The following is a 24,925-nucleotide window of genomic DNA, read 5'->3' on the forward strand; positions in this document are numbered from 1 at the left end:
GCGGCGTACCCTGGGCGCTCGTGTCGAGCGATCCCGAGTTCCGCTACTCCGACCTGCTGCCCCTCGGCCCGGACCGCACGCCGTACCGGCTGCTGACCACCGAGGGCGTCTCCACCGTCGAGGTGGACGGGCAGACGTTCCTCAGGGTCTCCCCCGAGGCGATCCGGCTGCTGACCCGTGAGGCGATGCACGACATCGCCCACTACCTGCGGCCCGCGCACCTCGCACAGCTGCGGCGGATCATCGACGACCCGGAGGCGTCGGGCAACGACCGCTTCGTCGCGCTCGACCTGCTCAAGAACGTCAACATCTCCGCCGGCGGCGTGCTGCCGATGTGCCAGGACACCGGCACCGCGATCGTCATGGGCAAGAAGTCCGAGGGCGTCATCACCGGCGTCGACGACGGCGAGGTCGTCAGCCAGGGCGTGTACGACGCCTACACCCAGCTGAACCTGCGCTACTCCCAGCTCGCGCCGCTGACGACGTACGAGGAGAAGAACACCGGCACCAACCTGCCGGCGCAGATCGAGATCTACTCGACGCCCCAGACGTCCGGGAAGCCGGAGTACAAGTTCCTCTTCATGGCCAAGGGCGGCGGCTCGGCCAACAAGTCGTTCCTGTTCCAGGAGACCAAGGCGATCCTCAACCCGCAGCGGATGCTGTCGTTCCTCGACGAGAAGATCCGCTCGCTCGGCACGGCCGCGTGCCCGCCGTACCACCTCGCCGTCGTCATCGGCGGCACGTCGGCGGAGTTCGCGCTCAAGACGGCGAAGTACGCCTCGGCGCACTACCTCGACGACCTGCCGACCGAGGGCTCGATGTCGGCGCACGGCTTCCGGGACCTGGAGCTCGAGCAGCAGGTCTTCGAGCTGACCCAGTCCTTCGGCATCGGCGCGCAGTTCGGCGGCAAGTACTTCTGCCACGACGTCCGCGTCGTCCGGCTCCCTCGCCACGGCGCGTCCTGCCCGGTCGCGATCGCCGTCTCCTGCTCCGCCGACCGCCAGGCGCTGGGCAAGATCACCCCCGAGGGCGTCTTCCTCGAGCAGCTCGAGACCGATCCGGCGCAGTACATGCCCGACGCCGGCGTGGCCGACGACATCGCCAGCGGCGAGGTGGTCCCGATCGACCTGACCATGCCGATGGCCGACATCCTCGCCGAGCTGCGGAAGCACCCGGTCAAGACGCGCCTCTCGCTCACCGGTCCGCTCGTCGTCGCCCGCGACATCGCCCACGCGAAGATCAAGGAGCGGCTCGACGCCGGCGAGGAGATGCCGCAGTACCTCAAGGACCACCCGGTGTACTACGCCGGCCCGGCCAAGACCCCCGAGGGCATGGCGTCCGGGTCGTTCGGCCCGACGACCGCGGGGCGGATGGACTCCTACGTCGAGCAGTTCCAGGCCGCCGGCGGATCGATGGTGATGCTCGCCAAGGGCAACCGCTCCAAGGCCGTCACCGACGCCTGCGCCGCCCACGGCGGCTTCTACCTCGGCTCGATCGGCGGCCCCGCCGCCCGCCTCGCCCAGGACTGCATCAAGTCCCAGGAGGTCATCGAGTACCCCGAGCTGGGCATGGAGGCGGTCTGGAGGATCGAGGTCGAGGACTTCCCCGCCTTCATCGTCGTCGACCACCAGGGGAACGACTTCTTCACCGACCCCTCCGGGTCGGTCACCGTGCCGATCACCGGCCTGCGGGTGCGCTCGGCGCAGTAGCCCGACCCGCTGGTCGAGCAGGCGAGCGCCAGCGAGCCGTGTCGAGACCCGGTGACGGTGGCTACGGCCCTGGGTACGTCACCGGGTCTCGACACGCTCAGCCAGCGGAACAGCGGCGGCCCCCTGCTCGACCAGCGGAAGGGGGTCAGGCCTCGCGGGCGGACTCCTGGTTGGCGCGGGGCTTGGCGTTGGGGCCGGCCTCGACGCCCTCGCCGTCAGCGCCGTGCGGCTGGTCGGGGTTGCCGGCGACGCCCTGGTCGTCGGAGATCGGCTGGTCCAGGGCGTCCGGGTCCATGGAGGCGGCCTCGGAGACCTGGCCCTCGGACTGCTTCTTGTTCTCGCTCATGCACTCTCCTTCGGGTCGGTGCGACCGGTACCCGAAGCAGCGCGGGTCAGCAGGAGGGCTCCGACGACCCGTGCCACGATGTCTCCGGGTTCGAGCGACGGACGACCGGCGGAGGAGCAACGCCCAGTGGCGGACGAGCACGAGCAGGTCGAGGTCGCACGGGCGGAGTCCGAGCGCGGTGAGCTGGTGCTGCGCGAGCGGCGCGACCCGCACGGACCCACGTCGCTGGAGCTGCGCGCGAACGGCGTCTTCGTGATGGACACCCTCGAGACCAGCACCGAGCGGGCACTCGCGACCGCGGCCCTCGCGCTGGTCGAGCACCCGCGGGCGGTCGTCGTGGGCGGGCTCGGCCTCGGCTTCACCATGCACGAGGTGCTGGCCGACAGCAGGGTCGAGCGCTGCGCGGTCGTGGAGATCGAGGAGGCGCTGGTCGGCTGGATGCGCGACGGCACGATCCCGCACGGGCCGGCGCTGCTCGCGGACGAGCGGGTGCAGGTGGTCGTCGCCGACGTGGCCGTCGCGCTCGCGGAGGCCCGCCCGGCGACGTACGACCTGGTGCTGCTGGACGTCGACAACGGCCCGGGCTACCTCGTGCACGACACGAATGCCGCGATCTACCGTGAGCCGTTCCTGGCGACCGTCCGCGAGGTGCTGCGTCCCGGCGGCGTGCTGGTGGTGTGGTCGGCGGCGGAGGCGCCGGAGCTCGAGCAGGCGATGCGGGCGGCCTTCGGCGCTGCGGAGGCGCACCCGCACGAGGTGCGGCTGCAGGACCGCGACGAGCACTATTGGCTCTACGTCGCCCGGGTACCGGAGCCGGCGTGAGCGACGCAGAGCAGCAGACCGACGGCGAGTTCCGCACCGAGCACGACAGCATGGGCGAGGTCCAGGTGCCTCGCGACGCGCTGTGGCGGGCGCAGACCCAGCGCGCGGTCGAGAACTTCCCGATCTCCGGCACGCCGATCGAGCCGGCCCTCATCCACGCCATCGGGCTGGTCAAGGCCGCCGCCGCCACCACCAACGGCGAGCTCGGCGTGCTGGACCGCGCCAAGGCCGACGCGGTCGTCGCCGCCGCGACCGAGGTGGCCGAGGGCCGGCACGACCGCGAGTTCCCCGTCGACGTCTTCCAGACCGGGTCGGGCACGAGCTCGAACATGAACGCCAACGAGGTCATCGCCTCCCTGGCCGCCCGCGCCGGCACCGACGTGCACCCCAACGACCACGTCAACGCCAGCCAGTCCAGCAACGACACCTTCCCCACGGCCATCCACGTCGCCGCGGCGCTCGCGGTCACCGACCAGCTGCTGCCCGCGCTCGACGTGCTGGCCACCAGCCTCGAGGGCAAGGCCGAGGAGTTCGCCGGGCTGGTGAAGTCCGGCCGCACGCACCTGATGGACGCGACACCGGTGATGCTCGGCCAGGAGTTCTCCGGCTACACAGCGACGGTGCGGTACGCCGCCGAGCGGCTCGAGTCGGTCCTCCCCCGCGTCCGCGAGCTGCCGCTGGGCGGGACCGCCGTCGGGACCGGCATCAACACGCCGCCGGGCTTCGCGGCGCGGGTGATCGAGGTGCTCGGCGAGCGCACCGGGCAGCCGTTCACCGAGGCGCGCAACCACTTCGAGGCCCAGGGCACGCGGGACTCGCTCGTCGAGCTCTCCGGCGTCCTGCGGACCATCGCGGTCGGCCTCACCAAGATCTGCAACGACCTGCGCTGGATGTCGTCGGGGCCGACCACCGGTCTGGCCGAGATCCACCTGCCCGACCTCCAGCCGGGCTCGAGCATCATGCCGGGCAAGGTGAACCCGGTGCTCCCCGAGGCGACGCTCATGGTGTGCGCCCAGGTCATCGGCAACGACGCGGCCGTCGGGTTCGCCGGCGCGAGCGGCAGCTTCGAGCTCAACGTGGCGATGCCGGTGATGGCGCGCAACGTGCTGGAGTCGGTGCGGCTGCTCGCCACGTCCTCGACGGTGCTCGCGCAGCGCTGCGTCGACGGGATCACCGCGGACGCCGAGCGGATGCGGCAGTACGCCGAGTCCTCGCCGTCGGTGGTGACGCCGCTGAACAAGCACATCGGCTACGAGAACGCCGCGAAGGTCGCCAAGCAGGCGCTCGCCGACGGCGCGACCATCCGCGAGACGGTCCTGAAGATGGGCTTCGTCGAGCGGGGCGAGGTCACCGAGGAGCAGCTCGACGAGGCGCTCGACGTGGAGTCGATGACCCACCCCTGACCCGGACGTCCGCCGGGACCGGGCCTAGTACCAGTTGTGGCCCTGCTTGAAGGACCAGGCGCTGCACGGCGAGCCGTAGGCGTCGCGGATGTAGCCCAGGCCCCAGCGGATCTGCGAGGCGGCGTTGGTCATGTAGTCCGCGGGCAGCTCGTGCAGGCCGGTGAGCGCCTGCGGGATGCCGTACGCCGACGAGGTGGGGTTGTCGGCGTCGACGCGCCAGTCGCTCTCGCTGACCCAGAGCGAGTCGAGGCAGGAGAACTGGTCGGCGGAGAAGCCGAACTCGCCGAGCATCGCGCGGGCGATGTCGCGCGGGTCGGCGTCGGAGAGGTCCTCGGTGCGGGTCATCGCGCGGGTCGCCCCCTCACCGGAGGCGGCGCCGAGCTCCTCGCCGAGGGTCGCCTTCTTGGCCGGGTCGGCCTGCTCGCGCCGGTCCGAGGACCGGGTGACCGACGAGGCACGCTCCTCGGCGAACGACGAGCCGCTGAGGCGGGCACCGTCCGCGACGGCGGCGATGTCGCCCGCGGCGGCGCTCACCGCGCCCGGGCCGCTCAGGACGCCGCCGGCGACGGCGGCCCCGGTCGTGGCGACGGCCACGCCGGACAGGACGGCCGTGGTGCGCAGGGCCCGCCGCGGTGCCCGGGTGAGCCGGGGCTCGGGAGCGCGGCGGTGCTTCGGGACGTGCTTGACGTGCTTCGACACAGGCGGGTCATCCACGGGGGTAGAGGCCAGGAACCCCGACACCATGCACGACGTGCCGCGGACCCGCCAAAGCGACGACGTCCTCCGAGACGGCCCGGCGCGGCGTGTGACACACGCGTCACAGCAGCCCCGCCGGCCGCACCCGTCCAGACCTGTGCCTACAGCGTGACGTTCTCCAGCATCTCGGTGACCAGCGCTGCGATCGGGGACCGCTCGGACCGCGTGAGGGTCACGTGGGCGAAGAGCGGGTGCCCCTTGAGCTTCTCGATGACCGCGACGATGCCGTCGTGGCGACCCACGCGCAGGTTGTCGCGTTGCGCCACGTCGTGGGTGAGGACGACCTTCGAGCCGGCGCCGATCCGCGAGAGCACGGTGAGCAGCACGTTGCGCTCCAGCGACTGTGCCTCGTCGACGATGACGAACGCGTCGTGCAGCGAGCGGCCCCGGATGTGGGTCAGCGGGAGCACCTCGAGCATCCCGCGGTCGAGCACCTCCTCGATGACCTCCTTGGAGGTCACCGCGCCGAGGGTGTCGAAGACCGCCTGGGCCCAGGGGCCCATCTTCTCGGCCTCGGAGCCGGGGAGGTAGCCGAGCTCCTGCCCGCCGACGGCGAACAGCGGCCGGAAGACCACCACCTTCTGGTGCTGGCCGCGCTCGAGGACCGCCTCCAGCCCGGCGCACAGCGCCATCGCGGACTTGCCGGTGCCGGCTCGACCCCCGAGCGAGACGATGCCGACCTCCGGGTCGAGCAGCATCTCGAGCGCGACCCGTTGCTCGGCGGAGCGGCCGTGGACGCCGAACGCCTCGCGGTCCCCGCGCACGAGGTGGATGCGCTTGTCCGGACCGACCCGGCCGAGCGCGGTCCCCCGGTCCGACAGCAGCACCAGCCCCTGGTGGCACGGCATGTCGCGGGCCACCTCGAGGTCGAGCACGCCGTCGTCGTACAGCTCGTCCAGCTCGGTCGCGGCGACCTCCAGCTCGGCCATGCCCGAGTAGCCCGTGTCCGAGTCGCTGACGGCCTCCGCGCGGTACTCCTCGGCGTCCAGCCCCACCGCGGAGGCCTTGATCCGCAGCGGGAGGTCCTTGGAGACCAGCGTGACAGCGTGGCCCTCGTCGGCGAGGTTCTTGGCGACGGCCAGGATCCGCGTGTCGTTGTCGCCGAGCCGGAAGCCCGACGGCAGCGCCTCCGGGTCGGTGTGGTTGAGCTCGACGCGCAGCGTGCCGCCCTCGTCGCCGACCGGGACCGGCTCGTCGAGCCGCCCGTGGGTGACCCGCAGCTCGTCGAGCATCCGGAGCGCGGTCCGGGCGAAGAACCCCAGCTCGGGGTGGTGCCGCTTGCCCTCGAGCTCGGTGATCACGACCACCGGCAGCACGACCTCGTGCTCGGCGAAGCGGCGGAGCGCGCCGGGGTCGGCCAGCAGGACGCTGGTGTCGAGGACGTAGGTGCGGGTGCTGCTGGTGGTCCGGGTCTTCTTGGCCGTGGTCGGCACGGTTCACCCCTCACGGGACGGCACGCGCACTCGACGCCCCGGTCCCTAGCTCACGCGGTTGGACCGGGACCGGGCCCGCAGGCCGGAGTGCCGGCCCCCTCGCCCACGGCAGGCGGCTGCCTGTCGTGCGCTGCAGTCGTGATCACTCACGAGCGGACCTCCCGACGCGGCCGGCTTCCCCACCGGCCACTGATCCAGAACGTACGCCGCTGCCCCCTCCGGCGAGGGCGACACGCCCGTCCGCGCGGGTGAACCTCGGTGAACATCACCCGAACGGCGTACGCGCCGCCGGCCGCTTCAGGCGCCGAAGCGGCGCTCGCGCTGGGCGTAGGCGCGGATCGCGCGGAGGAAGTCCACGCGGCGGAAGTCGGGCCAGTAGGCCTCGCAGAAGTAGAACTCCGACTTCGCGCTCTGCCACAGCAGGAAGCCGCCGAGCCGCTGCTCCCCCGAGGTGCGGATCACCAGGTCGGGGTCGGGCTGGCCCTTGGTGTAGAGGTGGTCGGCGATGTGCTCGACGTCGATCTGGCCGGCGAGCTCCTCCAGCGTGGTGCCGCGCTCGGCGTGCTCCTGGAGCAGCGAGCGGACGGCGTCGGCGATCTCGCGGCGACCGCCGTACCCCACGGCCACGTTGACCAGCATCCCCTCGACCTCGCGGGTCGACTCCGCGGCGGCCTTGAGCCGCTCGGCGGTGCGCGCGGGCAGGAGGTCGAGCGCGCCGACGGGGTGGAGCCGCCAGCGCTGCTGGGCGGCCAGGCTGTCGACGGCGTCCTCGATGATCTCCAGGAGCGGGGCGAGCTCGGCGGCGGGGCGGTTCAGGTTGTCGGTCGAGAGCAGCCACAGGGTGACGACCTCGATCCCGACCTCGTCGCACCAGCCGAGCAGCGGCTCGATGTTCGCGGCGCCGGCGCGGTGCCCATGGGCGGTGTCGCGGCCGACGGCGCGGGCCCAGCGACGGTTCCCGTCGAGCATGACGCCGATGTGCTTCGGCAGCTGTCCGGTCGGCAGCCGGCGGAGCATCCGGGCCTCGTAGGCCGGGTAGAGCACCCGGCGCAACCCACGCTTCCAGTCCGCCACGCAGAGCAGGGTACGCCGCCGGAGCGGCGCCGTGGGCCGCGCGGCGAGCGGTCGCACCGGGTCTTGTGCCGGGTGACGTGGAGCGTCACACCGCTCGGCCGCGGGGCCCGGCCCGGTGGCCCGGTAACTTTCGTCCCATGAGCCGGAGGGACGACGTGCGTGCAGGGCTGGAGCACCGCCTGGAGCACCTCGGCGACTCGATCCAGGACACCCTGGCCGAGATCAAGCCCAAGCTCCGCGGGTGGCTGCACCTGGCGACCGCCCCGCTGACCCTGGCCGCCGGCATCGTGCTGGTCGCGCTCTCCCCGGACACCACGACGCGGGTCGGGTCGGCGGTCTTCGTGGGCACCGCCCTGCTGCTCTTCACGGTCTCGGCGATCTACCACACCGGCACCTGGTCACCGCCGGTCTGGGCGTTCCTGCGCCGCTTCGACCACGCGAACATCTTCCTGCTCATCGCGGGCTCCTACACGCCGTTCGCGCTCATGCTGCTCGAGGGCACCCAGCGCACCGCGCTGCTCACCGCGGTGTGGACGGGGGCGGTCCTCGGCGTGGGCTTCCGCGTCTTCTGGACCGACGCGCCCCGCTGGCTCTACGTGCCGATCTACGTCGCGCTCGGCTGGGCCGCCGTCTTCTTCATCCCCGACCTCCTCGAGGGCGCCCTCGAGCTCGGGATGGGCATCGGGGTCGCGACCTTCGTGATGATCGTGGCCGGGGGGATGCTCTACACGCTCGGCGGCGTGGTCTACGGCTTCAAGCGGCCGAACCCGTGGCCCCGGTGGTTCGGCTTCCACGAGGTCTTCCACACCTTCACGATCCTGGCGTTCGCCGCGCACTACGTCGGCGTCTCGCTGGCGACGTACTCCCTGCGCTGAGCCGGGCCGGCCCGGCCAGGACCTCAGGCGGGCGGGGCGGTCGTCGAGCGCAGCACCAGCTCGGTCGGCAGCACCACCCGTTCCGGCACGAGCTCGTCGGTCTCGCCGAGCAGCGCCAGCACCTGGCGGGCGGACGTACGGCCCTGCTCGTCGACCCGCTGGCGGACGGTGGAGAGGTCGAAGAACAGCGCCGTCTCGTGGTCGTCGACGCCGATCACCGACAGGTCGCCGGGCACCGAGCGGCCGGCCTCGCGTGCGGCGCGCAGCACGCCGATCGCCATCTCGTCGGACGCCGCGAACACCGCTGTCGGCCCCTCGGGGAGGTCGAGCAGCCGACGGCCCGCGGCGAGCCCGCCAGCCATGGTGAAGCGCCCCTCCACCTCGTACGCCGGGTCCGGCTCGACCCCCGCGTCGAGCAGCGCCGCGCGGTAGCCGTCGCGGCGGGCCGTCGGCACGACGACGTCGACCGGGCTGTCGTCGAGCCCGCCGACGTACGCGATCCGGCGGTGGCCGAGCGCGAGCAGGTGCTCGACCGCCGAGCGGGCCGCGGCGTGGTCGTCGATCTGCACGCTGGGCCAGCCGTCGACGGACGCGCCCACCAGGCCCACCGGGCGGCCGCCGCTGCGCAGCTGTCGGACCTCCTCGGCGGTCGGGGCGAGCCCCAGCACGAGGACCGCGTCGGCGCGCTTGGTGAGCAGGCCGGTGCCGAAGAGCCGCTGCCGGGCGGCCGGGTCGCCGGCGAGGTTGTAGAGCAGCAGGTCGTAGCCGCGCTCGCGGAGCACCTGCTCGGCGCCGTGGACGACGGTGGCGAAGAACCACCGGGTCACGAACGGCACCACCACCGCGACGGTGCGGGTCCGGCCGGTCGCGAGCCCGCTCGCGCTGGCGCTCGGCACGTAGCCCAGCCGCACCGCCGCCTCGACCACGCGCTGCCGGGTCTGCTCGGAGACGCGCGGGAGGCCCCGCAGGGCGCGGGAGACCGTGGCGGTCGACACCCCGACCTCGCGGGCGAGGTCGTCGATGCTGGTCATCGGGCCCCCACCCGCAGGTCGGTCACCCCTTGACGCTTCCGGCGAGCAGGCCGCGCACGAAGTAGCGCTGCAGCGCGAGGAACACGATCAGCGGCACGACCAGCGAGACGAACGCACCGGCGGACAGCAGGTACCAGTCCTGGCCGCGCGTGCCGGAGAGCTCGGCGAGGCGAGCGGTCAGCGGCGCGTTCTCCGAGCTGCCGAAGACGAGCGCGACGAGCAGGTCGTTCCACACCCACAGGAACTGGAAGATGCCGAACGCCGCGATCGCCGGCGCCATCAGGGGCAGCATGATCTTGGTGAAGATCTGGACGTGGCCGGCACCGTCGACCCGGGCGGACTCGATGAGCTCGCCGGGGATCTGGCTCATGAAGTTGTGCAGCAGGTAGATCGCCAGCGGCAGCGCGAAGATCGCGTGCGAGAGCCAGATCGTGTAGAAGCCGCCGCCGGGGGCGTCGGAGCCGGCGAGCGGCATCAGGTCGAAGGGCGGCTGCACGTAGAGCTTGAGCAGCGGGATCATCGTGACCTGGATCGGGACGATCTGGAGGGCGAAGATCGCCACGAACAGGAAGTCGCGGCCGGGGAACTTCATCCACGCGAAGGCGTAGGCCGCCATCGTCGCGATGCTGATCGGGATCAGCACCGACGGGATCGTGATGACGATCGAGTTGATGAAGTACGTCGCCAGGTTGGTCGTCGACCCGTTGAGGACCTCGTCGTAGTTGTCGAGGGTGAAGCTCGGGTTCGTGAAGAAGGTCCACCAGCCGCTGCGTGTGATGTCGCCCTGCGGGCGGAACGACGTGATCAGCAGGCCGAACGTCGGGATCGTCCACAGCACCGCGATGACGACCGCGGCCAGGGACGCCCACGGCGAGCTGAGGCCCCGCTTGGCGGTGGCGGCGACCGACTCCTGGGCGACGATCGCCTCGACGCCCTTCTCCTCCGGGATGACGGTCATCGTGCCTCCAGCTTGCGCATCTGACGGACGTTGTAGATCACGATCGGCATGACGAGGACGAAGATCAGCACCGCGATCGCGGTGGCCATGCCCTGGTCGTAGGAGCGGAAGTACTCCACGTAGAACTGGTAGGCCAGCACGCTGGTGTCGAAGTTGCCGCCCGTGGTCGTGCGGACGATGTCGAAGGCCTTGAGCGTGGTGATGCTGATGGTGGTCAGCACGACGATGAGCGAGGGCCGGATGCTCGGGATCGTGATGTGGCGGAACATCTTCAGCCCGCCGACGCCGTCGAGGCGCGCGGCCTCGATGATGTCCTCGGGGATCGCCTTGATGGAGGCCGAGAGGATGGTCATCGCGAAGCCGGCCTGGACCCAGATCAGGATGATGATGAGGAAGACGGTGTTCCAGGGCTCGGTGAGCAGGAACCGGTAGGAGTCGATCCCGACCAGGTTGAGCAGCTCGTTGGCCAGGCCGATCTGCTGCTTGCTGCTGTCGCGGTAGTCGTAGACGAACTTCCAGATGATCGAGGCGCCCACGAGCGAGATCGCCATCGGCAGGAAGATCAGCGCCTTGGCGACCTTCTCGAACCGTGACCGGTCGACCAGCACGGCGTACACCAGCCCGACGAGGGTGGAGACGAGGGGCACGAGGATGACCCAGGCGGCGGTGTTGAGCAGCACGCGCACCTGGTCGGCGTCGGTGAAGATCGTCTGGTAGTTCTCGAGGCCGACGAACTCGCTGCCGGTGTTGTCCCGGAAGGACTGGTAGATGCTCGTCAGGGCCGGGTAGAGCAGGCCGAGGGCGATGAGCAGGATCGCCGGGAGCACGAACGCGGCGGACTGCACCATCTCGCCGCGGCGCGACCGGAGGCGCTGGGTCAGCAGGAGGATCAGCGCGACGACGGCGAAGAACACCGCGACCGCGATCACCATCTGGGTGAACTTCTCACCGGTGGACATGGGGCACTCCGGAGGGCTGGGGCCGGGCCCGAGGGCTCACCGGCCGGACGTACGACGGGGCGGGACGCAGCTGGTGGGACAGGCCCCTCCCGGCCGGCCGAGCGGCCGACCGGGAGGAGTCGTGTCACCTGCTGGGATCAGTCCTCCCAGGACTCCTCGATCTTTGTGAGGGAGTCCTCGGTGCTCTGGTCCTGCGCGATCCAGGCGGTCATCTCGGTCCAGAAGGAGCCGGCGCCGACGGCACCGGGCATCTGGTCGGAGCCGTCGAAGCGGAAGACCGCTTCAGGGTCCTGGAAGATCTCCGCCGACAGCTGGTCGATCGGGCTGGACAGGTTGGAGATCTCCAGACCGGTGTTGGCGCTCACCCAGCCGCCGCCCGGGGTGGCCTTGGCCTTCTCGTTGGCCCAGGTGTCGCTGGACAGGAAGGTCTGGAAGGCCTGGACCTCCGGCGCGTCGGAGAACGCGGCGACGAACTCGCCACCACCGAGGACCGGGCTGCCGAACTCGTCACCGATCGGCGGGAGGTAGAAGGCGAACGCGTCGCCGTTCTCCGACACGTCGGTCCCCTCGGGCCAGTTGGCTGCGTAGAAGCTCGCCATACGGTGCAGCGCGCACTCGCCGTCGAGGATCGGCAGGCCGCCCTCCTGGAAGGGGGTGGTCGCGATCGACTTCACGTCGCCGATGCCGCCGTTGACGTAGTCCTCGTTCTTGAGGATCTCGCCGACGGTGTCGAGGCCCTCGACGACGGCGTCGTCGTTGAACGGGATCTCGTGGTTGACCCACTGGTCATAGACGTCCGGGCCGCCGGTGCGGAGCAGGACGTCCTCGAGCCAGTCGGTGGCCGGCCAGCCGGTGGCCTCGCCGGACTCGATGCCGGCACACCAGGGCTTGATGTCGCCGGCCTTCGCGATCTCGTCGGTCAGCGCCATCATGTCGTCCCAGGTCTCCGGGATCTCCCAGCCGTTGTCGGCGAACATCTTCGGGGAGTACCAGACGAAGGACTTCACGTTCGCGCCGAGCGGGGCGGCGTAGAACGTGTCGTCGACGCTGCCGTAGCCCTTCCAGTCCTCGCCGAAGAACTCGTCGACGTTCGCCGCGACACCCTCGGGCGCCTCGACGACCTTGCCGGTGCCGACCAGGGTCTTGAGCAGGCCCGGCTGCGGGATGTAGGCGATGTCCGGCGGGTTGCCGGCCTGGACGCGCACTTGCAGCTGCGCCTCGAACTCCTTGGAGCCCTCGTACTTGACGTCGGCCCCGGTGCAGTCCTCGAAGACCTTCCAGGAGTCGATGTGGGGCTGGTCCTCGGGGGCCACGATCGAGGTGTAGACCGTGACGTCGCGACCGGTGAGGTCGCCCCACTCGGTCATGCCCTCGCACTCGGCCTTGCCGTCGCCGGGGGCGGTGCCGCCGGCGCTGCCGCCGCCGTCGTTCTCGCTGTCGTCGGCGCAGCCCGCGAGCGCCGCGCTGGCGGCCAGCAGGACGGCCGCGCCTGCGAGGCCGGATCTCTTCAACGAACGCATGCGTTCTCCCTATCTAGTCCCGTGGTCGGTCACCTGCGTCGGACTCGCGGCGACCGTGCCGGACCCCGATGCAAGCGCTTGCGCACCCGGTGGTCAAGGTCACCGACGGGGCGTCGCGTCACGATTCTGTAACGCGAGCGTCATTCCGCGGAGCCTCCCGTGGAAACGCTTCCACAGGTCTGGACCAGTGGGTCTCGTCCTGCGGTCGCACGCGGGCTCGTCCGCCCTCCGCCCGCGACGTACCGTGGGGTCATGGCGACCATCGAGCTGACCGGCGCGAACTTCGAGCAGCACGTCGCGGGCAGCGACATCCTGCTCGTGGACTTCTGGGCGAGCTGGTGCGGCCCGTGCCGGCAGTTCGCGCCCACCTACGAGGCGGCGTCCGAGCAGCACACCGACATCACGTTCGGCTCGGTCGACACCGAGGCGCAGCAGGAGCTCGCCGCGGCCGCGCGGATCACCTCGATCCCGACGCTGATGGCCTTCCGCGAGGGGATCCTCGTCTACGCCCAGCCCGGGGCCCTCCCGCCGCAGGGCCTCGAGCAGCTCATCGGCGCGGTGCGCGGCCTGGACATGGCGGACGTACGCCGCCAGGCGGCCGCTGCGGACCAGGGCGGCGCGTCCGCCTGACGGCCGCCCCGGCCCGCTCGTCCCGGGCCCGGCAGGCGCAGCAGGCCCAGGAGGCCTGACGGGTCAGCGCGCGCCGAACACCTGCGCGACGTACCACCGGCCGCCGGTGCCCTTGCGGGCGGCGAGGCCCATGGAGCGGAAGTCGGGCTCCAGGATGTTCTGTCGGTGGCCGGCCGACCGCATCCAGCCGCGGTCCACGGTCGCCTTGCCGCTCCGGTAGCCCTGCGCGACGTTCTCCCCCACGACCCGCATGTCGCAGTCGCGCAGGACCCGCTGGAGGTCCTGGTGCCACATCCGGCCCGCGCGGGCCATCCGCTCGGCCTGCTGGACGGCCTTGCGCTGCAAGCAGCCGTTCTTGCCCACGCGCGTCCGGCCGTGGTCGACCCGTTGGGCGTTGGTCGCGGCCCGGGCGTCGGCAGCGTAGCCGCCCGCGCCGGCCGCGGTCGCGGCCTCGGCGGGCGTGGCCGGCGCGGCCACGGTCAGGGCGACCCCCAACGCGGTGGCGGCGGCGCCGAGCGCCAGCGGCTGGTCTTGCTGCTGTGTCGTGTCCTCCACGAGACGTCACCTCGTTCCTGCGGTCGTCGACCGCTTCGGCGATGGTTCGCGGGCCCGGTACCCGGGTCGCCGCCGGCGGAGTCCGGTGCTTGACTCGGGGCGTGGACGCGCACGCCTGGGACGAGCGGTACGCCGCCAGCGAGCTGGTCTGGTCGCCCGGACCCAACGCGCTCGTGGCCGCCGAGTGCGCCGACCTGCCGCCGGGCCGGGCCCTCGACCTGGCCGCCGGGGAGGGCCGGCACGCGCTCTGGCTGGCCGCCCGGGGGTGGCGGGTGACCGCGGTCGACTTCTCGACCGTCGGGCTGGCGAAGGGCCGCCGCGTGGCGGAGGCGACCCCGCTCACCGGCCCGGTCGAGTGGGTGCCGGCCGACGCCACCACCTGGCACCCGCCGGCGGGCACGGCGTACGACCTGGTGCTGCTCGCCTACCTGCAGCTGCCGCCCGCGCAGCGCCGGGCGGCGGTCCGGGCCGCGCACGGGGCACTCGCGCCCGGCGGGACGCTGCTGCTGGTCGCCCACGACCGGACCAACCTCACCGAGGGCACCGGCGGTCCGCAGGACCCGGAGGTGCTGATGACCGCCGAGGACGTGCTCGCGGACCTGGCCGACCTGCCGCACGAGGTCGTGCGCGCGGGCCGGGTCGCGCGGGAGGTCGAGCCCGGGCACGGCGACGCCCCCGGGCGCACCGCCTGGGACTGCGTCGTGCGGATCAGCCGCCCGGCGTGACCATCGGCGTGACGGTGACCGTCGCGCGGATGAACGCGTGGTCGGTGGCGGCACGCACCGGAGCGCCGTAGTCGACGACGTGCCCGCTGAAGGCCACTCCCCCCACACCCATGATCTTGTCGATCTTGATCGGGCCGGCACCGACGCAGGACGACGGCGTCGCGCCGTTCGAGCCGATCATCCCGGTGGCCGCTGAGACCCGGCAGCCGAACTCGGTCTTCTCGTTGGTGTCGCCCATCAGCAGCACCGGCCTGCCGGTCGCCTTGAGCCGCTCGACCAGCGCGATCTGTGCACCGGTGGCGGCGTCGCGGTCGGCCTCCTGGTCGCGCGGGGAGTTGTGGAGGTTGATCACCCAGAACTCGCCGGTCGTGGCGCGGTCACGCAGCAGGACGTACGGGATCGGCCGCGACTGGTGGTCGAAGGTCGTGATGATCGAGCCGGTGTCGACGAGCTCGAACAGGTCGTCGCGCCAGCCGATCTGCAGCCGGACCCCCTGGTTGCCGAGCGCCTGGCCGGGCCAGATCGTCCAGCCGGGCAGCCGCGAGCGCAGCACCGCGAGCTGGTCGTCCTGGACCTCCTGGAGGCCGACGAGGTCGACGCCGCGGCCGAGGATCGTGCTCGCGTGCATGGCGGCGCGACCGGTGCCGTTGCGGCGGTGCTGGCTGCCCTGGACGTTGAGCGTGCCCACCTGGAACGTGAACGGGTCCCCGGGGACCGGCCCGGGCGGGATCTCGCGGACAGGCACCCGACGCAGCGGGGCGCCGGCGCGCTCCAGGCGGTACGGCGGCGCCTTCGGCGCGACCAGCCCGGACACCGCCTCGGTCCGCGCGCGGGAGGCCGCAGGCGTGCGGTCGGCGTCGCGGGAGACCCGCTCACCGCGGGCCGAGACCTGCGCGCCGGCGACCTCGACCGGCGCACCGACCGCGATCGGAACGCGCACCTCGCGCGGCGCGAGCCCGAGACCCGCGACGACCGCCAGGCCGGTGAGGAGCGCAGCCACCACGAGGACGACGGGGGCGGTGGGACGGTGACGCACCGGAGCAGGGTAACCGCCGCGGCGGCGGTCGCCAGCCCCGACGGACAGCCGGCGGACAGCCGGCGGGTCAGCCTCGGCGGGGCGCGCGGACGCGGACCCGGGCCTGGAGCAGCGCGTGGTCGCTGGAGCGGCGCACCCGGTAGCCCCGGTCCTCGCGGTAGCCCGAGAACAGCACGCGCGGTCCGCCGCCGAGGATCCAGTCGATGCGCAGGCGGCCCTCGGGCGGGACGCAGGTGCGGCCCCGGGTGCTGCCGCCGCTGGCAGACCTGAGGTCGGTGCGCCGAGTCATCCGGCAATAGAACTCCCGACGCTCGTTCGCGTCGGCGGTGACGAAGACGGGTCGACCGCGTGCCCGGAGCTTCTGGACCAGCCGGACCTGCTTGCGGGTGGCCCGGTCGCGCTCGCGCTCCATCCGCCTCGGGGAGTTGTGCACGTCGACGACGTAGAAGGACCGGCCGGTGCGCCGGTCGCGCAGCTCGACCCACGGGATCGGCCGGGTCTGGCGGTCGAACGTGGTCATCATCCCGCCGTGGTCGACGAGGCGGAACCGCTTGGCCCGGAAGGCGATCTGCAGGCGGACGCCCCGGTCGCCGAGGCTGCGGCCGGGCCAGAACCGGTGACCCGGGAGACGGTTGCGCAGCACGCGCAGCTGGTCGCGCTGGACCTCCTGGAGGCCGATGACGTCGATGCCGCGCTGGCTGATCGCTCCGGCCGTCCACCGGGCGCGCTGGGTGCCCGGGGCGAACCCGCCCCTGCCGCGCGTGTGCTGGCTGCCGAGCACGTTGAACGTGGCGATCTTGAAGCCGAAGACGGCCGACCGGCGCGCGTCGGTCCCGGCGGGCGGACCTGCGGACGCAGCGGCGGCTCCGGGGAGGAGGCCGGCCGCGAGGGTCAGCACCAGGGCCGCGGCGAGCGAGGCGGCGAGGGACCTGGCCCCGGGTGGGGTCGGTCCTGCGGTCCTGGCTCGGGGCACCCGGGGACCGTAGCCACGAGTGGTCCAGTCCAGCAACCGCCCCGCCGTGCGGCGGCGCGCCCGGGTCAGCGCCCCGATCAGCGCCGCCGGGGGCGCAGGGTGACAGTCGCCCGGACGAGCGGGTGGTCGCTCGCCGCGCGCACGGCGCTGCCCTCGAGCACGGTGTAGCGGGAGAACGTCATCGGGCCGGCGCCGAAGATCCAGTCGATGCCCAGCCGTCCCGGGGGCGGGCTGCACGAGTCCGGGGACGAGGCCGAGCCGCCGTTGGGGGCGAGCAGGTCGGTGAGGCCGACGATCGTGCAGAACGTCTCGGTGTGCTCGTTCATGTCGCCGACGACGAAGACCGCCCGGCCGGTGGCGCGCAGCCGCTCGACCAGCCGCACCACCTTGCGGGTGGCGGAGTCACGCTCGGCCTCGAGCCCGCGCGGGCTGTTGTGGTGGTCGACCACGTAGAGCTTGCGGCCGGTCGCCCGGTGCTCGAGGAGCACCCACGGGACGGGCCGGACCTGGCGGTCGAACGCCGTCCGGATGCTGCCGGTGTCGACCAGGCGGAACAGCCACGACTTCCACGCGATCTGCAGCCGCAGCCCGCCGCCGCCGAGCGCGGTGCCCGGCCACACGTCGTACCCCTCGAGCTTGCGCCGGAGCACCGCGAGCTGGTCGGCCTGCACCTCCTGGAGGCCGACGACGTCGATGCCCTTGCGCTCGATGAGGCCGGCGGTGATCGCCGCGCGGACCCGGCCGGGCCCCCAACCGCCCTTGCCGAGCGTGTGCTGGCTGCCCAGCTGGTTGAACGTCGCGATCTCGAAGCTCGGGCTGGTCGGCCGGGCGGGGACGGCGGACGCGGCCGGAGCGGCGCCGGCCGACCCGAGGACGGTGGCGACAACCGTCGCGAGGGTCAGGACGACGGCTGCGACGTGGCGCCCGAGCGCTGGTCCGGGAGAGTGCACCGGACGACCGTAGGGCGGTCGGGAGCCCACGACGGCCGCTCCGGGGCGGCCGCACCCGGACGCCCGGAGGAATGACCCGGGCGGGCCATCGGAGCGCGCGTCAGTCGGAGGACGGGCGGGGTGACTCAGGCGACTCCGGGGCATCCTGCCCGGCGATCGGGATGGACGGCGCCGACCGCGGCCGGGCGGAGGGGTCGTAGAGGCCGGCGTCCTCGGCGGACTGGGCCTTGCGCAGCCGGCGGACGAGGCTCCAGCCGAGCAGCCCGACGGCGACGGCGAGGGCGAGGAAGATCCCGAACGCCAGCCAGCCCGCCTTGACGTCCTCGGGCTTGGGCGCCTGGTCGGCCGCGCGGACGAGGGCGTCGGCTGCGAGCGGGAGGAGGTCGAGGGCCATGCCGGTCATCCTCTCAGGACGGGTCGGTGATGCCGGCGAACAGGTCGCTCTCGGGGAGCTCGGTGGCGACGTGGCTCACGACGAGCTCGAAGTCCTCGGTCGGCCACACCTCCTCCTGGATCTCCCGCGGGACCGCGAACCACATGCCGTCCGGGTCGATCTGGGTGGCGTGGGCGAGCAGCGCCTGGTCGCGGACGCCGAAGTAGTCCGAGCACGGCACCCGCGTGGTGATCCGCGCGTCCCACTCCGGCTCGGGCTTCCAGTCCTTCAGCCGGTCCGTGTAGGGCGACTCGAGCCCGTGCGCCAGCATCGCGTCGTGGATCGCCTGGGTCTTCGGGCGGTTGAAGCCGTGGTGGTAGTAGAGCTTCAGCGGCTGCCACGGCTCCCCCAGGTCGGGGTAGCGCTCCGGGTCGGCCGCGGCCTCGAACGCCGCGACGCTCACCTGGTGGCACTTGATGTGGTCGGGGTGCGGGTAGCCCCCGCGCTCGTCGTACGTCGTCACGACGTGCGGCCGCAGCTCGCGGATCAGCCGGACCAGCGGGGCGGCCGCCTCCTCGAGCGGGACCAGCGCGAAGCAGCCCTCCGGCAGCGGCGGCTTCGGGTCGCCCTCCGGCCAGCCGGAGTCGACGAAGCCGAGCCAGTCCTGGGTGACCCCGAGGATGTCGCGGGCCCGCTCCATCTCCTGGCGCCGGATCTCGGTGATGTTGGCGAGGATGTCGGGGCGGTCCATCTTCGGGTTGAGGATCGACCCGCGCTCGCCGCCGGTGCACGTGACGACGTGGACGTCGACGCCCTGCGCGACGTACATCGCGGTAGACGCCGCGCCCTTGCTCGACTCGTCGTCGGGGTGGGCGTGGACGTGCATGAGCCGGAGGCCCGACCGGGGGTGCTGGGGCCCGTCGTGAGACCCGTCATGAGACATGGGGCCGATCCTAGGTCGACCACCCCGGGCCACCGGACGGGTGGGACCATGGGGGGCATGAGCAGCGACGTCCTGGCCGAGCGGTACGGCGCGCCGGCGCCCTGGCGGCGCCGCGCGGCGCTCGTCGGGGGCGTGGTCCTGGGCGTGGTGGTCCTTGCCTGGCTGGCGTGGACGACCTGGTCGCACGCCACCCCCGAGGCCACCTCGGAGCTCGAGCGCTTCGAGATCGTCGACGAGCACACCGTCGACGCGGTCGTCGTCGTGAAGCTGCGCGACGACGACGTCGAGGCGACCTGCCTGCTGCGCGCCTTCGCGGAGGACCACACGACCGTCGGCGAGCTGGAGTTCGTGCCCGACCCCGCCCTGGGCGACCGGCAGCAGCAGTCGGTGCGGACCCACCGGCGGGCCACCGCGCTCGAGCTCGTCGGCTGTCGGACCGCGGAGCAGAGCCGCTACTCCTGACCTGCGAACGGACCGGCCGCTTGTTACAGTGGCCGATCTGACCGTCCCGCCCGGGCCGTCCAGAGGAGGGCCCGAGACGCCGGCCCACGGCGTCAGCACCAGTGCCGCGGCGTACGAGCACACCCTCGACGCCACCCGAGCGGGACGAGTCCTCGTACGCCCCAGGCGGGCACCACCCGCCGCACCCGCACGCACCACCAGGAGTTCCTCATGACGCAGTCGACCGAGCAGGGCACGATCTGGCTGACCCAGGACGCCCACGACAAGCTCTCCGCCGAGCTGGAGAACCTCAAGGGGCCGGTCCGGCAGGAGGTCATCGAGCGGATCGCCGCCGCCCGCGACGAGGGCGACCTCAAGGAGAACGGCGGCTACCACGCCGCCCGCGAGGAGCAGGGCCGCGTCGAGGGTCGGATCCGCCAGCTCGAGGACATGCTGCGCCGCGCCGAGATCGGCGAGACGCCTCCCGACGACGGCGTCGTCGAGCCGGGCATGATCGTGACCTACAAGTTCGTCGGTGACGACGACGACGAGATCGAGTCCTTCCTCCTCGGCGCCCGCGAGATCGAGCCCGAGGGGCTCACCGTCTACTCGCCGCAGTCGCCGCTCGGCGAGGCGATCAACGGCAAGAAGAAGGGCGACACCGTCGCCTACGAGGCGCCCAACGGCAAGACCCTCGAGGTCGTCATCGTGGACGCCAAGCCCTACACCGGCTGACGCCCGGTGACCCGGTAGCCGCGCTCGCGCAGCCGGGCCGCCAGCTGCTCGGCGTGCGGGGCCCCGCGGGTCTCCAGCTGCAGGTGCACCTCGACCTCGTCGAGGTGCAACGTGGGCGAGATCCGCTCGTGGACGACCTCGAGCACGTTCGCGCCCGCGGCACTGACCTCGCCGAGGAGCCGCGCCAGCCCGCCGGGGACGTCGGGGATGGTGAGCGTCAGGTTGACGTACCGACCGGCCGCCGCCATCCCCTGCCGGATCACCTTGCCGAGCAGCAGCGGGTCGATGTTGCCGCCGGAGAGCACCGCGACCGCGGGGGTCTCGAAGGCTGCCGGGTCGTCGAGCACCGCGGCGACCGCCGCGGCGCCGGCGGGCTCGACGACGAGCTTGGCCCGCTCGACGAGCGCGAGCAGCGCGCGGGAGAGGGAGTCCTCGGAGACGGTGCGGATCTCGTCGACGTGGTCGCGCACGGCCGCGAAGGTGATCTCCCCCGGCAGGCCCACCGCGATGCCGTCGGCGATCGTCTTCATGGTGTCCAGCGCGACGGGGCGGCCCTGCTCCAGCGAGGCGGGGTACGCCGCCGCGCCGGCCGCCTGCACGCCGACGACGCGCACGTCGGGACGCGCTGCCTTGACCGCGATCGCGATGCCGGCCAGCAGCCCGCCGCCGCCGGTGGGGACCAGCACGGTCCGCGCCTCCGGCGCCTGCTCGAGGATCTCGAGGCCGGCGGTGGCCTGCCCGACCACGATGTCGGCGTGGTCGAAGGGGTGGATGAGCACCGCGCCGGTCTCGGCCTCGAACCGCCGGGCCGCGACGAGCGACTCCTCGAGGTTGCGCCCCTCGAACACGACCTCCGCGCCGTAGCCCCGGGTCGCCTTCTCCTTGGGGATCGGCGCGCCCTCGGGCATGAACACCGTCGCCCGGGTGCCGAGCATCCGGGCGGCGAGCGCGACGCCCTGCGCGTGGTTGCCGGCCGAGGCCGCGACGACGCCGCGGGCGCGCTCCTCGTCGCTGAGACGGGCGATCCTGACGTAGGCACCGCGCGCCTTGAACGAGCCGGTGCGCTGGAGGTTCTCGCACTTCAGGTGCACCGGGCCGCCCGCGAGGTCCGAGAGCCACCGGGACTCCTCCATCGGCGTGCGCACCGCCACGCCTGCCAGCAGCGCCTGGGCGGCCTCGACGTCGGGCAAGGTGATCGGCACCGCGGGGGTGCCCGGGTCCTGCGTCCCCGGCGCGGTCACAGCGGGCTCTCCGGGTCGCCCTCGGGCACGTCGACCTGCGCGCCGGTCTCCTCGTAGTCCTCCGCGAGCTCCTCCACCGGGTCGTCACCCGGGGCGGTGTAGGACGCCAGGTGCTGGATGACCGCGTTGCCCGCCGCGGCGAGCGGCACCGCGACCAGCGCGCCCGCGACGCCCGCGACGACGACGCCACCGGCGATCGCGATGATGACCGCGAGCGGATGGACCGAGACCCAGCGGCCGAGCAGGAACGGCTGGAGCACGTGACCCTCGACCTGCTGGACGACGATGACGCCGGCCAGCATGAGCAGCGCGGTGATCGGGCCCTGGTCGACCAGGGCGACCAGCACCGCGACCGACCCTGCGATGGTCGCGCCGATCATCGGCACGAACGCGCCGAGGAAGACCAGCACCCCGATCGCCAGCACGAACGGGACGCCCAGCACTGCTGCCACGATCGAGATGCCGATCGCGTCCACGAGCGCGACGATCACCGTGGCCCGCACGAACTGGGTCAGCGAGATCCACGCGACCCGGCCGGAGCTGTCGACGTGCTCGCGGGCCGCGCGCGGGGCGATGCGGACGAGGAAGGCCCAGATCCGCTCGCCGTCGGCGAGGAAGAAGTACGTCGCGAACAGCACGATGAAGAAGCCGGCGAACAGGTGGGTGACCGCGCTGCCGACCTCCGTCGCGCGCGACACGACACCACCCTCCTGGCTGCTCTCGCTGATCGTCCGCTGCGCCGCGTCGATGTAGTCGTTGATCTGGCTGTCGCTGGCGTTGAGCGGGCCGGTCTTGAGCCAGGTCTTGATCTGCCCCAGGCCCTTGACCGTCTGGTCGGCGAGGTCGGTGGCGCCGTTGGCGACCTGCTGGCCGGCGAAGGTCAGCAGCAGCGCGACCAGGCCGATGCCCCCGATGACCACGGCGATCGACGCGAGCCCACGCGGCAGGCCCGCACGGTCGAGCACGGACACCAGCGGCTGCACCAGCGCCGCGATGAGGAGCGCGACCGCCAGCGGGATGGTGACGACCGAGAAGAAGCCGATCAGCTGGAGCAGGACGTAGCCCGCGGCGCAGATGACGAGCAGCCGCCAGGCCCAGGCGGCGGCGAGGTCGACGCCCCACGGCACCTGCGCGCGGGAGAAGTTCGACGGGCCCGTCGGGATGGGCGCCGGCGCGGGGCGGCGATCCTCGCGCATCTGCGCCCACTGCTGGGCCAGGCGCTGCGCGAGCCCGTCGTCGTCATCGGCGATCCGGGGCAGCCGCAGGGCCAGGCGCCGCCGCTGCTCCTGCTCCGCGGGCCCGCGGCCCGCGCCCTGCGCCTGGCGCCGCTGCTGCTGCTCGTCCACCGCTCGGCCTACGCGCCGGCGCCGAGCGCCCGGTCGAGGTCGGCGAGGAGGTCCTCGGCGGTCTCGATGCCGACGCTGAGGCGCACCAGGTCGCCCGGCACCTCCAGGTCGGTGCCGGCGACGCTCGCGTGGGTCATCCGGCCCGGGTGCTCGATCAGCGACTCGACGCCACCCAGGGACTCGCCGAGCGTGAAGACCTCGGCCCGCTCGCAGACCGCGAGCGCCTGCTGCTCGCCGCCCTTGACGCGGAACGACACCATGCCGCCGTACCGCTTCATCTGGCGGCTCGCGACCGCGTGGCCGGGGTGCTCCTCGAGACCCGGGTAGATCACCTGCGTGACCTCGGGGTGGCTGCTGAGGAACTCCACGACGCGCTCGGCGTTGTCGCAGTGGCGCTCCATCCGCAGCGCCAGCGTCTTCAGGCCGCGCAGCACCAGCCAGGAGTCGAACGGCCCGGCCACCGAGCCCATGGCGTTCTGGTGGAAGCCGATGCTCTCCGCGAGCTCGAGGTCGCGGACGACGAGGGCGCCGCCGACGACGTCGGAGTGGCCGCCGCAGTACTTCGTCGTGGAGTGGACGACGACGTCCGCGCCGAGGGTGAGCGGCTGCTGGAGGTACGGCGAGGCGAAGGTGTTGTCGACGACGAGCAGCGCGCCGCCCTCGTGCGCGACCGCCGCGAGGGCCTCGATGTCGGCGATGTTGAGCAGCGGGTTGGTGGGCGTCTCGACCCAGACCATCTTCGTGCGGCCCGGCTCGATCGCGGCGCGGACGGCGTCGACGTCGGAGACCGGCGCGGTGGTGTGGTCGACGCCCCAGACCTTGACCACCTTGTCGAAGAGGCGGTGCGTGCCGCCGTACGCGTCGTCGGGGAAGACGACGTGGTCGCCCGCCTTCAGCGCCGAGCGGACCAGCGTGTCCTCCGCGGCGAGGCCGGAGGCGAACGCGAAGCCCCGCTCCCCCTCCTCGAGCGCGGCGATGTTGCCCTCGAGGGCCGTGCGCGTGGGGTTGCCCGAGCGGCTGTACTCGTAGCCGCCGCGCAGGCCGCCGACGCCGTCCTGCTTGTAGGTCGAGGTCGCGTAGATCGGCGGGATGACCGCCCCTGTCGCGGCGTCCGGCTCGTAGCCCGCGTGGATCGCCCGCGTCTCGAACCCGGTCTTCTGCTTCGCCTCGTGGCCGTGCTGCTGTTCGCTCACCCCGTGAGGTTACCCACGCCCGGGGACGGTCAGCCGCGTGGGAACCCACCGGCCGCCCGGGGGAACGTCTCGGCCCGACGCGGTGTTGCACCCGGTGCCAGGATGGATGACCCACCAGGAGGTAGCCCGTGTTCTTCGCCCGCAAGCAGACCCAGCTCGTCGCCCCCGAGGAGACGCTGCCCGGCCGCACCGAGCGGTGGTTCAACCTGCACGACCGGCACCTCGCGCTCGGCACTCCGGTCGTCACGGACGAGGCCCCCGCCGGCATGGAGGTCGCGGTCTTCGGCCTCGGCTGCTTCTGGGGCGCCGAGGAGGTCTACTGGCAGCTGCCCGGCGTCTGGTCGACCTCGGTCGGGTACGCCGGCGGCACGACCCCGCACCCGTCGTACGAGGAGGTCTGCTCGGGCGCCACGAACCACACCGAGGCCGTCCGCGTCGTCTTCGACCCCTCGGTCGTCTCCTACGCCGAGCTGGTCAAGCGGTTCTTCGAGGTCCACGACCCCACCCAGGGCATGCGCCAGGGCAACGACGTCGGCACGCAGTACCGCTCCGCGATCTACTTCACCACCCCCGAGCAGGAGCAGGTCGCCCGCGAGCTCACCGAGGTGTACGCCGCCGAGCTGCGCCGCCGCGGGCTGGGCGAGATCACCACCGAGATCCGCGAGGTCCCAACGTACTACTACGCCGAGGACGTCCACCAGCAGTACCTCGTCAAGAACCCGAACGGCTACCGCTGCCACGCCAACACCGGCGTGACGTTCCCCGAGATGGCCTGAGAGCCCTATGTCAAGCGGCCTCCTGGGTGAGGGCGTTGAGCCGGCCGTGTAGGTCGGGGTTGTAGGGCACGTGGTCGTGCCAGCAGCGCCATAGGATCCTGGTCCAGGCTTGGGCCAGGATC

At 72.6% G+C, this 24,925-nt stretch carries 26 protein-coding genes; 9 read left to right on the top strand and 17 right to left on the bottom strand.

Going from position 1 to position 24,925, the window contains the following annotated elements:
* Positions 1–20 precede the first annotated feature (20 nt).
* Positions 21–1,709, top strand: a complete 1,689-nt coding sequence (locus G6553_RS10970; protein WP_166192240.1) for a fumarate hydratase — start codon at positions 21–23, stop codon at positions 1,707–1,709.
* 145 nt (positions 1,710–1,854) lie between these two features.
* Here the strand turns inward: G6553_RS10970 and G6553_RS10975 are convergent, their stop codons facing one another.
* Positions 1,855–2,055, bottom strand: coding sequence for a hypothetical protein (locus G6553_RS10975; protein WP_166192243.1), 201 nt, complete (start codon positions 2,053–2,055; stop codon positions 1,855–1,857).
* A 126-nt stretch (positions 2,056–2,181) separates the two neighbouring features.
* Here G6553_RS10975 and G6553_RS10980 point away from each other — a divergent pair, with 126 nt between their 5' ends.
* Positions 2,182–2,877: a hypothetical protein gene (locus tag G6553_RS10980; protein WP_347565646.1), complete on the top strand. Its 696-nt coding sequence runs from the start codon at positions 2,182–2,184 to the stop codon at positions 2,875–2,877.
* Positions 2,874–4,280 (top strand): class II fumarate hydratase, encoded by a 1,407-nt coding sequence (locus G6553_RS10985; protein ID WP_166192249.1) that lies wholly within the window; start codon positions 2,874–2,876, stop codon positions 4,278–4,280. Before G6553_RS10980 ends, G6553_RS10985 begins: the two co-directional genes overlap by 4 nt.
* Positions 4,281–4,304: 24 nt before the next feature.
* Here the strand turns inward: G6553_RS10985 and G6553_RS10990 are convergent, their stop codons facing one another.
* The 3 genes from G6553_RS10990 to G6553_RS11000 form a co-directional block, all read right to left on the bottom strand.
* Positions 4,305–4,979, bottom strand: coding sequence for a lytic transglycosylase domain-containing protein (locus tag G6553_RS10990; protein ID WP_166192329.1), 675 nt, complete (start codon positions 4,977–4,979; stop codon positions 4,305–4,307).
* A 158-nt stretch (positions 4,980–5,137) separates the two neighbouring features.
* Positions 5,138–6,469, bottom strand: coding sequence for a PhoH family protein (locus G6553_RS10995; protein WP_166192252.1), 1,332 nt, complete (start codon positions 6,467–6,469; stop codon positions 5,138–5,140).
* A gap of 297 nt (positions 6,470–6,766) precedes the next feature.
* On the bottom strand, positions 6,767–7,543 hold the full coding sequence (locus G6553_RS11000) for an isoprenyl transferase (RefSeq protein ID WP_166192255.1): 777 nt from the start codon (positions 7,541–7,543) through the stop codon (positions 6,767–6,769).
* A 137-nt stretch (positions 7,544–7,680) separates the two neighbouring features.
* Here G6553_RS11000 and G6553_RS11005 point away from each other — a divergent pair, with 137 nt between their 5' ends.
* Positions 7,681–8,418: a hemolysin III family protein gene (locus G6553_RS11005; protein WP_166192258.1), complete on the top strand. Its 738-nt coding sequence runs from the start codon at positions 7,681–7,683 to the stop codon at positions 8,416–8,418.
* A gap of 23 nt (positions 8,419–8,441) precedes the next feature.
* Here G6553_RS11005 and G6553_RS11010 read toward each other — a convergent pair whose 3' ends face one another.
* The 4 genes from G6553_RS11010 to G6553_RS11025 form a co-directional block, all read right to left on the bottom strand.
* Positions 8,442–9,449 carry a LacI family DNA-binding transcriptional regulator gene (locus G6553_RS11010; protein ID WP_166192261.1) on the bottom strand — a complete coding sequence of 336 codons (1,008 nt, stop codon included), beginning with the start codon at positions 9,447–9,449 and terminating at the stop codon, positions 8,442–8,444.
* Positions 9,450–9,471: 22 nt separating this feature from the next.
* Positions 9,472–10,407 (bottom strand): carbohydrate ABC transporter permease, encoded by a 936-nt coding sequence (locus G6553_RS11015; protein ID WP_166192264.1) that lies wholly within the window; start codon positions 10,405–10,407, stop codon positions 9,472–9,474.
* The gene (locus G6553_RS11020) at positions 10,404–11,366 is read right to left on the bottom strand and encodes a sugar ABC transporter permease (protein ID WP_166192267.1); all 963 of its coding nucleotides are present in this window, start codon (positions 11,364–11,366) and stop codon (positions 10,404–10,406) included. Before G6553_RS11020 ends, G6553_RS11015 begins: the two co-directional genes overlap by 4 nt.
* A gap of 137 nt (positions 11,367–11,503) precedes the next feature.
* Positions 11,504–12,886, bottom strand: a complete 1,383-nt coding sequence (locus tag G6553_RS11025) for an ABC transporter substrate-binding protein (protein ID WP_166192270.1) — start codon at positions 12,884–12,886, stop codon at positions 11,504–11,506.
* Between the two features lie 252 nt (positions 12,887–13,138).
* On the opposite strand from G6553_RS11025, the gene G6553_RS11030 reads away from it, so the two are divergent.
* Positions 13,139–13,516: a thioredoxin family protein gene (locus tag G6553_RS11030; RefSeq protein ID WP_166192273.1), complete on the top strand. Its 378-nt coding sequence runs from the start codon at positions 13,139–13,141 to the stop codon at positions 13,514–13,516.
* Between the two features lie 63 nt (positions 13,517–13,579).
* Here G6553_RS11030 and G6553_RS21190 read toward each other — a convergent pair whose 3' ends face one another.
* Positions 13,580–14,071: a CAP domain-containing protein gene (locus tag G6553_RS21190; protein ID WP_166192276.1), complete on the bottom strand. Its 492-nt coding sequence runs from the start codon at positions 14,069–14,071 to the stop codon at positions 13,580–13,582.
* Positions 14,072–14,172: 101 nt separating this feature from the next.
* Here G6553_RS21190 and G6553_RS11040 point away from each other — a divergent pair, with 101 nt between their 5' ends.
* Complete coding sequence (locus G6553_RS11040) at positions 14,173–14,796, top strand: class I SAM-dependent methyltransferase (protein ID WP_347565647.1); 624 nt, start codon at positions 14,173–14,175, stop codon at positions 14,794–14,796.
* On the opposite strand, the gene G6553_RS21195 is transcribed toward G6553_RS11040, so the two are convergent.
* The 5 genes from G6553_RS21195 to mca form a co-directional block, all read right to left on the bottom strand.
* Positions 14,780–15,832, bottom strand: a complete 1,053-nt coding sequence (locus G6553_RS21195; RefSeq protein WP_166192282.1) for an endonuclease/exonuclease/phosphatase family protein — start codon at positions 15,830–15,832, stop codon at positions 14,780–14,782. The genes G6553_RS11040 and G6553_RS21195 overlap by 17 nt on opposite strands.
* A 67-nt stretch (positions 15,833–15,899) precedes the next feature.
* The gene (locus tag G6553_RS11050) at positions 15,900–16,805 is read right to left on the bottom strand and encodes an endonuclease/exonuclease/phosphatase family protein (protein ID WP_166192285.1); all 906 of its coding nucleotides are present in this window, start codon (positions 16,803–16,805) and stop codon (positions 15,900–15,902) included.
* 77 nt (positions 16,806–16,882) lie between these two features.
* The gene (locus tag G6553_RS11055; RefSeq protein WP_166192288.1) at positions 16,883–17,755 is read right to left on the bottom strand and encodes an endonuclease/exonuclease/phosphatase family protein; all 873 of its coding nucleotides are present in this window, start codon (positions 17,753–17,755) and stop codon (positions 16,883–16,885) included.
* A 100-nt stretch (positions 17,756–17,855) separates the two neighbouring features.
* Positions 17,856–18,149 (bottom strand): hypothetical protein, encoded by a 294-nt coding sequence (locus tag G6553_RS11060; RefSeq protein ID WP_166192291.1) that lies wholly within the window; start codon positions 18,147–18,149, stop codon positions 17,856–17,858.
* A gap of 13 nt (positions 18,150–18,162) precedes the next feature.
* Positions 18,163–19,071 (bottom strand): mycothiol conjugate amidase Mca, encoded by a 909-nt coding sequence (gene mca / locus G6553_RS11065; RefSeq protein ID WP_166192293.1) that lies wholly within the window; start codon positions 19,069–19,071, stop codon positions 18,163–18,165.
* Positions 19,072–19,128: 57 nt separating this feature from the next.
* Here mca and G6553_RS11070 point away from each other — a divergent pair, with 57 nt between their 5' ends.
* Both G6553_RS11070 and greA read left to right on the top strand, forming a co-directional pair.
* On the top strand, positions 19,129–19,533 hold the full coding sequence (locus G6553_RS11070) for a DUF4307 domain-containing protein (protein WP_166192296.1): 405 nt from the start codon (positions 19,129–19,131) through the stop codon (positions 19,531–19,533).
* A 210-nt stretch (positions 19,534–19,743) separates the two neighbouring features.
* Complete coding sequence (gene greA / locus G6553_RS11075; protein ID WP_166192299.1) at positions 19,744–20,247, top strand: transcription elongation factor GreA; 504 nt, start codon at positions 19,744–19,746, stop codon at positions 20,245–20,247.
* Here the strand turns inward: greA and ilvA are convergent.
* Genes ilvA through G6553_RS11090 form a run of 3 tightly spaced genes read right to left on the bottom strand, consistent with a single transcriptional unit; the run spans position 20,235 to position 24,027 of the window.
* Positions 20,235–21,443: a threonine ammonia-lyase gene (ilvA, locus tag G6553_RS11080; protein ID WP_347565649.1), complete on the bottom strand. Its 1,209-nt coding sequence runs from the start codon at positions 21,441–21,443 to the stop codon at positions 20,235–20,237. The two genes, greA and ilvA, sit on opposite strands and share 13 nt — an antisense overlap.
* A 41-nt stretch (positions 21,444–21,484) precedes the next feature.
* Positions 21,485–22,834 carry an AI-2E family transporter gene (locus tag G6553_RS11085; RefSeq protein WP_347565648.1) on the bottom strand — a complete coding sequence of 450 codons (1,350 nt, stop codon included), beginning with the start codon at positions 22,832–22,834 and terminating at the stop codon, positions 21,485–21,487.
* Positions 22,835–22,842: 8 nt separating this feature from the next.
* The gene (locus G6553_RS11090; protein ID WP_166192302.1) at positions 22,843–24,027 is read right to left on the bottom strand and encodes a cystathionine gamma-synthase; all 1,185 of its coding nucleotides are present in this window, start codon (positions 24,025–24,027) and stop codon (positions 22,843–22,845) included.
* A gap of 128 nt (positions 24,028–24,155) precedes the next feature.
* Here G6553_RS11090 and msrA point away from each other — a divergent pair, with 128 nt between their 5' ends.
* Positions 24,156–24,803, top strand: coding sequence for a peptide-methionine (S)-S-oxide reductase MsrA (msrA, locus tag G6553_RS11095; RefSeq protein ID WP_166192305.1), 648 nt, complete (start codon positions 24,156–24,158; stop codon positions 24,801–24,803).
* The last annotated feature ends 122 nt before the right edge of the window (positions 24,804–24,925 follow it).

The sequence above is a fragment of the Nocardioides sp. IC4_145 genome, from assembly GCF_011250565.1.
Taxonomy (GTDB): domain Bacteria; phylum Actinomycetota; class Actinomycetes; order Propionibacteriales; family Nocardioidaceae; genus Nocardioides.

Coding starts and splice junctions, on each gene's coding strand:
- G6553_RS10975 (WP_166192243.1), bottom strand. CDS start 2,055: ATGAGCGAGAACAAGAAGCAGTCCGAGGGCCAGGTCTCCGAGGCCGCC.
- G6553_RS11005 (WP_166192258.1), top strand. CDS start 7,681: ATGAGCCGGAGGGACGACGTGCGTGCAGGGCTGGAGCACCGCCTGGAG.
- G6553_RS11010 (WP_166192261.1), bottom strand. CDS start 9,449: ATGACCAGCATCGACGACCTCGCCCGCGAGGTCGGGGTGTCGACCGCC.
- G6553_RS11015 (WP_166192264.1), bottom strand. CDS start 10,407: ATGACCGTCATCCCGGAGGAGAAGGGCGTCGAGGCGATCGTCGCCCAG.
- G6553_RS11020 (WP_166192267.1), bottom strand. CDS start 11,366: ATGTCCACCGGTGAGAAGTTCACCCAGATGGTGATCGCGGTCGCGGTG.
- G6553_RS11025 (WP_166192270.1), bottom strand. CDS start 12,886: ATGCGTTCGTTGAAGAGATCCGGCCTCGCAGGCGCGGCCGTCCTGCTG.
- G6553_RS11030 (WP_166192273.1), top strand. CDS start 13,139: ATGGCGACCATCGAGCTGACCGGCGCGAACTTCGAGCAGCACGTCGCG.
- G6553_RS11060 (WP_166192291.1), bottom strand. CDS start 18,149: ATGGCCCTCGACCTCCTCCCGCTCGCAGCCGACGCCCTCGTCCGCGCG.
- mca (WP_166192293.1), bottom strand. CDS start 19,071: ATGTCTCATGACGGGTCTCACGACGGGCCCCAGCACCCCCGGTCGGGC.
- G6553_RS11070 (WP_166192296.1), top strand. CDS start 19,129: ATGAGCAGCGACGTCCTGGCCGAGCGGTACGGCGCGCCGGCGCCCTGG.
- greA (WP_166192299.1), top strand. CDS start 19,744: ATGACGCAGTCGACCGAGCAGGGCACGATCTGGCTGACCCAGGACGCC.